The sequence below is a fragment of the Candidatus Binatia bacterium genome (assembly GCA_036382395.1).
Classification (GTDB): Bacteria; Desulfobacterota; Binatia; order HRBIN30; family HRBIN30; genus JAGDMS01.
Genome location: DASVHW010000400.1, coordinates 1 through 12,051, shown reverse-complemented (window position 1 = coordinate 12,051; position 12,051 = coordinate 1). Strand labels below are relative to the sequence as shown.

Genomic DNA, 12,051 nt, shown 5'->3' with positions numbered 1-12,051 from the left:
CAGGTCGACCCCGGCCGGGATGACAATCAGGCGCGGTCGCAAGGACGTCATGGCTGCCGCCAGAAATGAGGAGCGGGCGTAGTCCATGGACGTGACGACGATCGCATCGGCGGCATGCACAACCAGCGGGAGCAGCAGACGCCGATGCCAGCGAAACAGATGGGCGCGCCACCCACGACCGATGACGTCCATGTGATACTGCACAATGATTGGGGGACCAGTGAGGTAACGCCGAGTGGCCAGCAATTCAGCCGTACCGAAAAACGGGTAGTGCAAATGCACAATGTCGTAACCGGCGATCTGGCGAATGACCGAAGGGAGGCAGGCAGCGTTGCCCGCGGCCAGCAGTGGACGCAGCTGCACGACGCGGACGCCAGGCGCTGGCGTTGGCGACAGCGCAGTCCGCGGCGTCAACACGGTAACCTGCACCCCAGCCGCGGCAAGCGCTTGGGCTTCGTACGACGCAATCGTGCCCATCCCGCCGCCATAAGGCGGGAAAACGGGAACGATATGGGCCACATGCATGGGTGCTTACCTGGGCTCTGCCTGAATTTCGTATTTCGAATTCCGAAATGTTCTTCTCACCGCTGACGCAGCCGTTCTATCAGGACGGCAAGGATCACCTTCAGCATGTAAAACCCTGACTGTACGGTGCCGGCGATGGATGATGATTGACCTGCACCACGTGCCTGCATGATCACGGGAATCTCCTTGACGCGCAAACCCGCACGCGTGGCCAGGACCAAGGCCTGGGTTTCTGGATAATCGTCGGGCTGCTCGCGGGCGAGCAGCTCTAAGGCGCGGCGGTTGATTCCCCAGTAGCCCGATGTCGGATCACTGACGCGCGTGCCGACGAGGGCACTGACCATGGTGAGGATGAGGATGCCGATGCGCCGGACCCAGGTTGACTGATATCCCTTGCGTCCCAAAAAGCGTGAGCCCACGATGATATCTCCGGCGCCGGCGGACAGCATTTCGAGGAACTCCGGGATGTATGCGGGGTCGTGCTGGCCGTCGCCGTCCAGACGGACAACCGAATCGTACCCATATGTGAGGGCGTACAAGAATCCGGTCTGCACTGCGGCGCCAATGCCCAAGTTGCAGGCGTGCCGCAGCACCTGCGCCCCCGCACGACCCGCCTCGGCAGCGGTCGCATCCTCCGAGCCATCATCGATCACCAGCACATCCCCAGTGAACATGGCGCGGACGTCGCCAACCACCGCCGCGATCATGGATGCTTCGTTGTATGCCGGGATGATGATGAGTGTGTGCACGGCCGAGCACCAAATCCCTTAACGAGGCGTGCCTCGCGCAGATAGCGTATGGCAGATGGCACATGGTTTCGGAACCATCAGCGATATGTCAGACGCCAGATGCCAGGGCCTGAGGTGAACGACACTTGACTCAAGTGCAACCAGTTCCATGCCGCAAGCCCTCTAGCGAGGAGCGCTCCGGACGATCTGTTCTCGCAAGCGCTCGACCTCGTGCGCCAACAGCGCCAGGTGCTGCGTCAACCGGCGCGTCTTGTCGCGGTGTTCGGATACGACCAGCGAGAAATGCAGCACGATGGCAAACAAGAACAGCAGCGCCACGAGGAACAGCAGCGAAGGACCGTAGAGCACGCCGAGAAACACGGCGATACGGTCGAGCAAGGAGCGCCAGGCGGCCAGCAGGAGCATGACCCCCGCCGCGGCCAGCCACAGCAGTGCGTAACGCTCCTTCAGACGACCACGGCGAATGGCTTCCACCACGAATGCTATGACGAAAAGAACGAAGACGACAACAGAAGAGTGGAGGATCGTCAGCGAATAGGCGTCCGGTTGGAGGGACATGTTAGCACATACTCCTCAGTCCTGGCAGGTTGCTGAATAAGGGTCTTTGCACCCTTCGACAGGCTCCCAATCAACCAAACGGCTCAGGCCCATCGAGCACGGTGCAGCAGGGTGCCCCTCCTTCGCAAGAGCCTGCCGAAGCATTGGGGGCTGTTAGATCTGAGGCCTGCCCCACTCTAATCGATCCAAGCCGCGTCGCGCGGCCCCAGACCGAACTTGCGCCAAGAGCGCACCATGTCCCAACCCGAGGCCGTGCGTCGGCGTCGAATGGTGCGGCGCTTGCGCCACATCGGCGGTAGCCCCTGCACGCCGACAATGAGGGCACGCAGCAGAATTCGCACCAGCGCCAGCGGTGTGCCCGGCTGCGAAAGCCAGCTTCCCTGCTCCACTCTGCTGACGGTCATGTTGGGGATCCACGCGGTCGCTTCACCCCTGACGAAGCGGCCGGCCGGCCCGCGGTGCAGGATGACGGCGACGATCAAAAAGGCGAAACGGAGCAAGGTGAAAAATGGTGCCGCCAACAGCAGCGGAAGCGGAAAGCACTTCACCATCACCCACAGCCGGTTGCGCTCAATCAAAAACGCCTTGAGGGGTGACGAGGCGGAACCCCAGTGGTACACGACGGCGCTGGGCACCGTCACACAGCGCCAGCCCCGAAGATGGGCACGCAACCCCAGGTCGGTGTCGTCGCAGTAGGAAAAGAAGTCTTCGTCCAGCAGCCCCACGTCATCGAGCATCTCTCGCCGTACCAGAATGGCGCAGCCGCTCGGGACCAGTACGTCCTCGGGAGCATCGTACTGCCCGCAGTCCTCTTCAAAGCGACCACGGCAGCGACTGAGGCCGTCGGGATAAATCCAATGGCCGACGCTCTCGATCAAGCGGTTGTCTTTGGCACTGAGGATCTTCGGACAGCAGATACCAATGCGCGGGTCGGATTCCGCAGCTTCCACCAGCCTCTCGATAAATCCCGGCGCGGCTTCGGTATCGTTGTTCAATAACACGACATAGCGGCCACGGGCGTGGCTCAAGCCGATGTTCGCGCCGCGGGTATAGCCATAGTTCTCCGGATTGCGCACGGTACGGATTTGGCCATCATACGTCGCGGCCTGCCGCATCGAATCGTCCGTGGAGGCGTTGTCGACCACCAACACCTCGATCCCTTCCATGTCCGGTTGCAGAACAGAGCGCAGGCAGCCCAGCAGGTAGGGGCTGTTCCAGTGGACGATGACGACAGAGACCAGCGGCGGTGCGCTCTGCAGCTCCGCCGGCGACTGCGGGAGCCGATTGGGGGACGCCCCTGCTTGTACCGCCTGGCTCATTGGGCAGCGCTGGTGCTCAAATCACGGGTTCGAAGGAGAGACGACGGCGACCCAAGGTTGCGGGGGATGGGTGCGCGGTACCGGCTGCTCACGAGAGTCCTTTACCAGACATCGAACTGCCGCGATTTTCCGCCGTGCGCAACGCACCTGCACCCACATCCGCACGCGGACCGTGATCCGTTTGCAGTTGTCGAACGTCAGCTAGGGGTTGCCACGCTTTCATTCCACAACTCATAGGCTACTGATAATACAGCGCTCTGCCGATTACAAGTAAACCCGTTGCACCCGTGGGCCGTCACTTCGTCCGAACGGACGCCATCACACTTGGCCAGGTTTCCCCTGCTTGCGCGTTGGTCGATTTTCTCCGGAAGCACCCTTCGGGAACCCGCCATGAACCTCGCATTCTGTCATTCCCGCAGTCTTCAGGCGGACGTCCTACGTGCCTTGGATGCCCACCGAACGATTGTGGGCAGGACGGACTGGAACGCGAGGTTCGTGGGCAGACTCTCGCAGCGCGTCTTTGCTCTTGTCGACGGTCACGAAGTTCTCCGAGTGCGGCGTGGGCGGATGCCGGCTATTATCAACAAGGTCGCCTGATGCTAGGCTGCGTTTCACTGGCATGGTGGTCGGCGCGGCGATCGCAGATGAGCGGTAAATCGAAAGGTGCAGCAGCGAGGCGCGCCCAGGAACGCAGAGTCCCGGTTCGCCCTCCAGGCGGAAGCGTGGCGCAGCAGCCGGTCGCTCCTGCGGTCGCTGCGCGGCCCAGGCGTGCGGTGGTTGCGGCCCTGGTCGGCGCGGCGCTATTCCTCGTTTATATCTCCAACCTCCGGATGCTCAGCTCGGGGGACAACATTCCAACTAGATTGCTGCCGTTCAGCATCCTGCGGGAACACAACCTTGACCTCGACGAATTCCCACGCGTGCGCAGCGAGCCGGGGCGTGCGTTCTACTGGGTGATCGAGCGAAACGGCCATCTCTATTCCGGTTCTCCCGTCCTCACCTCGCTGGTCATCACGCCCTTGTACCTCATCCCCGCCTGGTGGTTGTCCGCGTATCGCATTCCGTACGACGATGTCCGTGCCCAGCTCCTGTTCGTGGTCATGGAGCGCCTGGCGGCGGCGGCGCTCACCGCGTTATCGGCAAGCTTGCTGTTCATTGTGCTGCGACGCTTGGTAAGGGAGCGATGGGCGCTGGCCATCACACTCCTCTACGGGTTGGGCACGTCAACCTGGAGGTTCTCGGGGCAGGCGCTGTGGACACATGTCCTCAGCGAATTGGCACTGGTGATCCTGTGCACGATTTTTTTGCGGGAGGACGCGAAAGATAAACCGTCGTTGGCTGCGTTCGTCCTGGCCGGACTGACCGTCGCCGTCGCGGTGGGCAACCGGCCGCAGATGCTCGGCTTTGCCCTCCTGACTGCCGCGTTTGTCTGGAACCACCATCGGCGCCACTTTGCCGCCTTCGCCGCGCTACCGCTGTTTGGCGGCGCGGCGGTGATGATGTACAACGTGGCGATCTTTCGGTCACTAGCTGGGGCCTACGGAGGGTTCAACCACTTCTCGACACCGTTGCTGACCGGTCTCGCCGGCTTGTTCTTCAGTCCAAACCGCGGTTTATTCATCTTTACCCCGATCTTCTTGTTTGCCGTCTGGGGTGCGGTGCAGGTGTGGCGCACGAACGCTCATCCGTGGATGCGTTACATGGTGATCGGCGTTCTGCTGCACGTCGCGTTGTATGCCAAGTTCGACGAATGGTGGGCCGGGTACGCATTCGGACCCCGATACTTCACCGATGTCGCGCCGCTGTTGTGCCTGTTCCTGGTGTACGGCCTGGTGCCGTTGTGTCACACGCGCCCGGTGGCGGTGCTGTGCGCGGCGTTGGCAGTATGCAGCGTGGGCATTCAGGCGATCGGGGTCTACTGCGACGATGACGACTGGAACCTGACCCCGGTCCACCTGGAGTTGCATCCGGAGCGGGTATGGGACTGGTCCGATCTGCACCTTGTTCGAGCTTTCCGGAGCGGCTGGCATGGCGGGGAACTGTTGCCTCTCTTCATCGGGGCTTTTCGCGACCCGGTGCCCGTACGGTTGGCGATTTTGCGAACCGCTGATCTCGCTAGTGAGGTGACGGTTCGAAGTGCACCGGCGCGGCTGCGCCACGGCGGTTCCCAGCCCGTCGTGGCATCGATTACCAATCGGGGCACGCAAGCGTGGCCGACATTCTCCTTCGACTACACCAACCGCGGCATCGTATTCCTCGTCGTGCGCTGGCTAGCGAGTGGTCGGCCGGTCAGCGGAGTCGGCGATGTCGTCAAACTACCGAAGAACGTATGCCCTGGCGAAGTGGTGCAGGTTCCATTCCAGCTCACAGCGCCTCCCCAGCCAGGCCAGTACGAAGTCGAGCTGCGCGTCGCCCAGGTTCTCAATGCGGCCGGCGGTTTGAGCAGTGACGACACCTATCGTTTCCCGCTCGCCGTGGACTAACCACCGACATGCCCGATGTGCTCTCGGTGAGGCAACTGCGCAAGCACTACGGCGACACCGTCGCGGTTGATGGCGTCTCGTTCGACGTCGGTCGCAACGAAATCGTGGGGCTTCTTGGTCCCAATGGAGCAGGGAAGACGACGACCATCAACATGATCCTCGGCGTGCTCGCGCCAACCTCGGGGAGCATTTGTATCGCAGGCGTGGACGTGGCCACACACCGCCGCCAGGCACTCGAGCGTACGAACTTCGCCGCCGTCTACGCGCCGCTGCGACGATGGGGTCGGAGACCGAGGTGGTGGCGCAGGCGCAGCGGCGGCGGTTCACGGCCGAGGACAAGCGGCGGATCGTGCGTGAGGCGGACCGCTACACCACGACGGGGGCGATCGGGGCACTGCTCCGGCGCGACGGGCTGTACTCCTCGTACCTGACGGCGTGGCGGGCGGCGCGCGATCGCGGTGCCGAGCGATCTCATTGGGCTATGCCGCTCGCCGCCCGGCGATCATCTCGCGGACTTGGTGAGGGTGGTCCTCGTAGGCTTCCGACAGTTCGCGGCACAGGCTCTTCGCATACGCGCTGACTTCGCTGCTGCGGGAAGGCCCAGCATCAACCCTCCGCGCTGAATGCTCACTCGCACATGTTCACGAGCGAGGCAGTCCAGGGCTTGGAGTACCCTGAAGCGATCCGCTGGAGGACTCAGTGAGGAGGGGGCAGACGAGACATAGAGGCGATGGTTCCAGCCCCAACTTGCGCCAGGGCAACGCTCCGTCGTGCTGCGGGGCAGGGATGGGAGCATGTTCGCCCTTCCGGCGCCAACTGCCGACGCTCGCGGCGCGCAGAGAAAGTGAACGTGGTCGGGCATGATGGCCAACTGCCGACAGGAGGCGATATCAGACGCCTTCGGCTCTTGAGGTATGCAATATAACATGACATATTGTTCCCCATGTATCTCAGAAGAGTAGCAGAACAACCGCTCAAGGACATCCTCGCCAGCGACAAGGTGGGCATCATCCTCGGGGCGCGCCAGGTCGGCAAGACGACCTTGGTGGAGCATGTCCTGGAGGGGCAGGGCGCGGTCTTCCTCAACTTTGATGTTGAGGTGGACAAGGGGCGTTTCCGGGCCGCCGCGGCTTTGGCGCCCAGCGATGCCCTGCGCTCCCTTGGCAACCCGTCGGTGCTGGTGATTGACGAGGCCCAGCGCCTGCCCGAGGCGTCCCGGACCATCAAGGGCTGGCACGATGCGCGGCTGCCCGCGAAGTTACTCTTGCTCGGCTCCTCCTCGCTGGATCTCCTCGACCAGGCGGCGGAGAGCCTTACGGGCCGCAACCGCAAGCTTGTGCTGCCGCCATTGCTGTTTTCCGAAACGCTCGGCACGCAGGTGTGGGCGACCCCACACGCCGCGCCCGACCACCTGCGCCGGCACTTCGCGCCGCAAATCCGATCCTTCCTGATGCAGCGGCTCAACTTCGGCAGCTATCCCGAAGTCGTGACGAGCGACAACCCCACGCAACTGCTGCGCGAACTGAGTTCCGACTACCTCTGGAAAGACGTGCTCCAGACCGGCCTGGTCAAGGCGCCGGACCTCATCAAGCGGCTGCTGTTGCTGCTGGCCCATCAAGCCGGCTCCGAGGTGTCGGTAAACGAACTGGCCACCCAGCTTCAGATGGCGCGACCAACAGTGGAGCGCTACCTGGATCTGCTGGAACAGACCTTCGTCATCTTCCGGCTGCCGTCGTTTAGCACCAATCCCCGCAAAGAGATCACCAAGAGCCGGAAGGTGTTTTTCTGGGACACGGGAATCCGCAATGCCCTGCTCAGCGCCTTCTCGACCGACGAATTCCGGCCCGACATCGGCGCGTTGTGGGAGAACTGGGTGATCGCCGAGGTGGCCAAGCGCAACGCCCTGCTCGGTTCGCCAGCAGAGCTGTTCTTCTGGCGCACGCGCGCACAGTCGGAGGTGGACTTGGTTGTGAAACAAGGGAGCGACCTGCGGGCCTTTGAAGTCAAATGGTCTCCTGGCCGCGTGTCGGGCCGGGCCTTCCGCGACGCCTATGGCGTGGAGGTCGAGCCCATCCAGTCGGAGAACCCCTTTGCGGCAGATATTCTCAAAACCCAGTAGCCGGGAAAACGACTCACACCCAACTTCACCGGAGCAGCCATGCCCGCTCCCGCTATCCGTCTCTTCATTAGTTCGACCTTCAGCGACCTCAAGGCCGAGCGCGACCAAACGATTATCCGCCGGCTGCCACCGAACGCGGTCTTTATCGCCACCTGGGCCGATGTCCCCATTCTGGAGTATCTCCAGCTCGTTGAGCACCAACGCCCCGATGTCGAAACCGTGAATCTCTTTTTCGTTCCCGCCGACAGCCGACTCCAGCTTTTGGCAGGGCACACGCAGCGGGGGCATCCGATGTACACCTCGGAACCGGAGTTGCTGCCGCACGATGGGGTGGTCTTCGAATATGACGGCGATTGCGAATGTTATCGAATCGGCTGCCAAAAGCCGCTCGACGCGCCCGGACACTGAAGACGGAAGCTTCTCCCGAGCGATGGGGCCAGAACTGACCGACCCGCTGGAAGCGGCTACGATGTTAGATGCGCCTGGAGCGCTCGCGGGTGCCGCGGTGCCCGGGTCAGGCAACGGCCAGGAGGGTTCGCATGACGCGCTCGCCGAACTCTGTACCGAGCACGACAGCCAAAACAACTCCCGCCGCCAAGGCCAGCAGCCAAAGCGATCTCTTCTTCGCTTGGGGCGCTTCCGTCTCCAGCGCCTGCATGAGACGGGTGATTCTTTCCTTGACGAAGGACTCGTCGCCCCCGAGCGTGGCTGTACTCAATGACCCGCCCCCGCGGCCGCAGCGAAGCGCGGCGAGAATCGCCGCGGCAAGGTCTGGGCCGGCTATGCCCCTGAGCCGGGCCTCCTCGTCGCGGGCAAGTTCCAGCGCCCGCCTCCAGCACAGGAAGCGCGACCGGGCCGTGGGCCACGGCCAGAGCAAATCGCTTCCCAGCTGCGCCAGCCATATCCGCAGCGGATCCCGATGGCACGCATGCGCCCGCTCATGCTCAAGCGCGGCAGCCAGTGCATACTCGTCGAGTGTCTCGGCGATTTCCGGGGGGAGAATGATGCGCGGCCGAACCAATCCAACGGTGGCTACCGCCTGGTTCTGGGGAGACCCCGTCAGAGACCGCAACGCCCGCCAAGCGGCCCGCGCCACTACGGCCGCAAAGGGCAACGCGCCCCACAACAGGCAGTTGGGTACTCGCTCCGCGCAGGCCGGCTCAACCAATGCCCAGCCGCAAAGCGCCGCGAACACGAGCACCGCGGGCCCGAACGGAAACCACATGCGCCGCCACGCGCGGCGCTCGAGCGCGCGGCCGCTCGCTGCGACAGGCGACCCGGTCGGACACCAACCCGCGGCCGTCAGGGCGCTACCACACAGCAGGGCAACGAGGACCGCGAGTACCAATTCACGATCCATCACGCGACCCCCGGCGGGCGGCCACCGCCCGCTCCAGCTCATCCAGAAGCCCTGGATCCAGGGACTCCATTGCTTCCACTAGCGTTGCCACCGCCGGACGGGGAGCGGGCCCCAAGAGCTTGCTCAGCGAAACCCGCGCGCGGGCAAACTCGATCACTCGTCGCGTCATCCGCGGCCGGTAGACAAAAGCCATCCCCTTTCGCTTGCGTGCCACCAAGCCCTTGACGTGAAGCCGGTCGAGAACCTTGGCGATGGTCGTGTACGCCAGACCATCGGCCTCTCCAACCTGCAGATACACGTCTCGCGCCGACGCCGCACCCAGTTCACAAACGCTAAACAGCACGGCATACTCGAGATCGCCGCCGGGCAACCGCAGGTCCTGTTCCTTCATCGGAGCCGCGCATACCGACGTGAGCCGCAAATGTCAACGGCCCATCGCGGCCACCGCAATCCCTCGCCGAGCCATCCGTGGCCGGCTGAGCCATGACTACGACATGCGTAGTACATCCTACCTTAATCGTATATACGACGCACGTCGTAGATATTCATGGCTAAAGAATAGAATCGTTACGTTAGCTTGACAAAGTGAGCAGGCCTATTTTATATGCCGCGCGTTTTCGGAAAGGGGGCCAGGCGACATGCGGGCAAGACGGATCTCCGGCTCGTGCCGGTGGGTAGGGATGTTGTGCCGGTATGCGGCAGCGGTCTGCTTGCTGGCGGCGATAGGCGATCGCGCCATGGCGCAAGAGGAAGCGCCCAAGCGTGAGACGCGTATCGAGACGGTGGTCGTGACGGCAACACGCACGGGGCTGAGCCAGGGTGAGCCGGCCGCCAGCGCCACGGTGCTGAGCGATGAAGATATCAAGATGTCCGCCAACACCAGCGTGGACGACATCCTGCGCACCATCCCCGGCTTCAGTCTCTTTCGCCGATCGAGCAGCCTCGTTACCCCCCCAGACCTCGACACCGAAGCTCAAGGGGTCACCCTGCGCAACATTGGGCCGGCCGGTGCCAGTCGGGCGCTGGTCATGGTGGATGGCGTCCCGATCATCGGCGCCTTCGACGGGCAGGTGTTCTGGGGTAAGATCTCCCAAGAGAACATCGACCACGTCGAGGTGGTGCGCGGCAGCGGCGCCAGCTTGTGGGGCAACTACGCCATGGCGGGCGTCATCAACATCATCACCCGCAAGCCGACCGAAAATGGTGCTGCGCTGAAAGCGACTTACGGCACCGATGGCCTCACGGACGATCATTTCTCCGTCAGCGGCCGTCAGGGCAAGCTGATGGTCGGGCTCGAGGGCGACTTCTTCAATCTGGACGGGTTTCGGGTTGTTGCCCCTGAGGCGCGCGGACCGATCGACGGCGACGCCGGCTCGCGCCACGAGGTGTTCAACGGCCGGGTGGGCTACCAATTCAGCGACGCGGCCGAGGTGTGGCTGCACGGACAGTATTTTGATGAGGACCGCAACTACGGCACCACCCTGCGCACCAGTAGCACGCAGGCCGGACTGATTGACCTGAGCGGCACCCTGCGCACCGCCGATGGCAGCGAATGGCAGGGCATGGTCTTCTCGAACCAGCAGAGCTTCAATATCCAGTTCTCGCAAGCGAACGACGACGCCCGTACCAGCGAACATCGCACGCTCAAGCAGGCCGTGCCGTTCACGGACGTCGGGGCCTCGTTGGTATGGTCGCGCCGGATGCTGGCCCCGCTTGTCGTTAGCGCGGGTCTCGATCTGCACGGGATCGACGGCCAGAGCCGCGACCAGATATACGAGGCGAGCCCGGCCCCGGTCGTGCACGACCTCGGTGTTTTCACCAACCGACTCCGCAGCGACGGCAAGCAGTTCTTCTCGGGGTTCTTTCTTCAGGGCATTTACACCCCCACGCCGCAGTGGGAGTTTGCCCTCAGCGGGCGCGTCGATCTGTGGCACAACTACGACGGCACCGTCACGGATACCGCCGCCAACTCGACCACATCGTTCGAGAGCAAAACGCGCGCCGCCTTCAACCCCCGACTCAGCGTGCTCTACCGTGCCACCGAATGGCTGAATCTGCGCGCCGCCGCCTACCGCGCCTTTCGCGCGCCGACTCTGGCGGAACTGTACCGGCATAGCGCGGTGGAAGGGCTGCAGTTCGAGCCCAACCCCGGCCTCAGCCCAGAGCGCCTGAACGGCGCGGAAGCCGGGGTGGACCTCCCGGTGCTCGACAACGTCGACCTGCGTGCCACCGGCTTTTGGGAGGAGATCGAGGATCCGGTCCTCAGCGTCGACGTCGTCGATGCTGAGGGGAATCCTGTTCTCGATGCCCAGGGCAACCCTCAGCGCCAGCGGGTCAACCAGGGGTTGGCGCGCAGCTTCGGGGCCGAAGTCGAAACGCTCTACGAGGTGATACCAGGGCTGGAGCTGTCCGGCAGTTATCTGTTCAACGACGCGACACTGGTTCGCACCGCACCCCTGAACAAGGATCTCGAAGGCTATCAATTGGCGCAGATCCCGCCGCATACGTTCACGGTGCGGGCCGAGTACCGCAATCCGCAGCTGTTCGGCGTCCGCATCGAAGGCCGCTTTGTCGACGAACAGTTCGAAGATCAAGAGCACAATGACCGGCAGGGCAGCTTCTTCCTCCTGAACGCCACCGTCGCCCGCCAACTGCCCTTCTGGCACGGCGAGATTTTCCTTGCTGGGGAGAATCTTACCGATCGTGAGTATATCGTAGACCATGGCGGCGGCGTCAAGCAGACTGGCAGCCCGCTGCTTGTGCGCGGCGGCGTGCGCTTCCGGTTCTCGTGACGCGCTGAAACTGCTTCAGCTCGTCGCTCTTGCTGTTGCCGCGTGGCGGCCGGCGTTGCGACCGGAGAAGATGCAGTCGGCAATCGATAGGCCACTGATGTACGAGTGGGATGCGACGCCGACGGCGTCCCGCCCCGCGGCGTACA

The 12,051-nt window shown here is 63.3% G+C and carries 10 protein-coding genes and 2 pseudogenes; 6 read left to right on the top strand and 6 right to left on the bottom strand.

Features of this window, described 5'->3' with window-relative positions:
• The 4 genes from VF515_19525 to VF515_19510 form a co-directional block, all read right to left on the bottom strand.
• The coding region (locus VF515_19525) for a glycosyltransferase family 4 protein (GenBank protein HEX7409825.1) at positions 1–477 on the bottom strand (477 nt) is incomplete at its 3' end.
• A gap of 104 nt (positions 478–581) precedes the next feature.
• A complete protein-coding gene (locus VF515_19520; GenBank protein ID HEX7409824.1) occupies positions 582–1,274 on the bottom strand; it encodes a glycosyltransferase family 2 protein in 693 nt (230 codons plus the stop codon).
• Positions 1,275–1,436: 162 nt separating this feature from the next.
• The gene (locus VF515_19515; protein ID HEX7409823.1) at positions 1,437–1,832 is read right to left on the bottom strand and encodes a DUF2304 domain-containing protein; all 396 of its coding nucleotides are present in this window, start codon (positions 1,830–1,832) and stop codon (positions 1,437–1,439) included.
• A gap of 176 nt (positions 1,833–2,008) precedes the next feature.
• Entirely contained in the window at positions 2,009–3,151 is a 1,143-nt protein-coding gene (locus tag VF515_19510; protein HEX7409822.1) for a glycosyltransferase family 2 protein, read from the bottom strand.
• A gap of 722 nt (positions 3,152–3,873) precedes the next feature.
• Between VF515_19510 and VF515_19505 the strand changes: the two genes are divergently transcribed.
• The 5 genes and pseudogenes from VF515_19505 to VF515_19485 all read left to right on the top strand — a co-directional run bounded on the left by VF515_19505 (position 3,874) and on the right by VF515_19485 (position 8,161).
• On the top strand, positions 3,874–5,634 hold the full coding sequence (locus VF515_19505) for a hypothetical protein (protein HEX7409821.1): 1,761 nt from the start codon (positions 3,874–3,876) through the stop codon (positions 5,632–5,634).
• A gap of 8 nt (positions 5,635–5,642) precedes the next feature.
• Positions 5,643–5,906 (top strand): annotated as a pseudogene (locus tag VF515_19500) (ATP-binding cassette domain-containing protein).
• Positions 5,907–5,911: 5 nt separating this feature from the next.
• Positions 5,912–6,097 (top strand): annotated as a pseudogene (locus VF515_19495) (IS3 family transposase).
• A gap of 480 nt (positions 6,098–6,577) precedes the next feature.
• Positions 6,578–7,753: an ATP-binding protein gene (locus tag VF515_19490; protein ID HEX7409820.1), complete on the top strand. Its 1,176-nt coding sequence runs from the start codon at positions 6,578–6,580 to the stop codon at positions 7,751–7,753.
• Between the two features lie 39 nt (positions 7,754–7,792).
• Complete coding sequence (locus VF515_19485) at positions 7,793–8,161, top strand: hypothetical protein (GenBank protein HEX7409819.1); 369 nt, start codon at positions 7,793–7,795, stop codon at positions 8,159–8,161.
• 106 nt (positions 8,162–8,267) lie between these two features.
• On the opposite strand, the gene VF515_19480 is transcribed toward VF515_19485, so the two are convergent.
• Together VF515_19480 and VF515_19475 are read right to left on the bottom strand one after the other, a co-directional pair.
• Complete coding sequence (locus VF515_19480; GenBank protein ID HEX7409818.1) at positions 8,268–9,113, bottom strand: M56 family metallopeptidase; 846 nt, start codon at positions 9,111–9,113, stop codon at positions 8,268–8,270.
• The gene (locus VF515_19475; protein HEX7409817.1) at positions 9,103–9,504 is read right to left on the bottom strand and encodes a BlaI/MecI/CopY family transcriptional regulator; all 402 of its coding nucleotides are present in this window, start codon (positions 9,502–9,504) and stop codon (positions 9,103–9,105) included. Before VF515_19475 ends, VF515_19480 begins: the two co-directional genes overlap by 11 nt.
• Before the next feature lie 247 nt (positions 9,505–9,751).
• On the opposite strand from VF515_19475, the gene VF515_19470 reads away from it, so the two are divergent.
• Positions 9,752–11,905, top strand: a complete 2,154-nt coding sequence (locus tag VF515_19470) for a TonB-dependent receptor (GenBank protein HEX7409816.1) — start codon at positions 9,752–9,754, stop codon at positions 11,903–11,905.
• Positions 11,906–12,051: the final 146 nt, after the last annotated feature.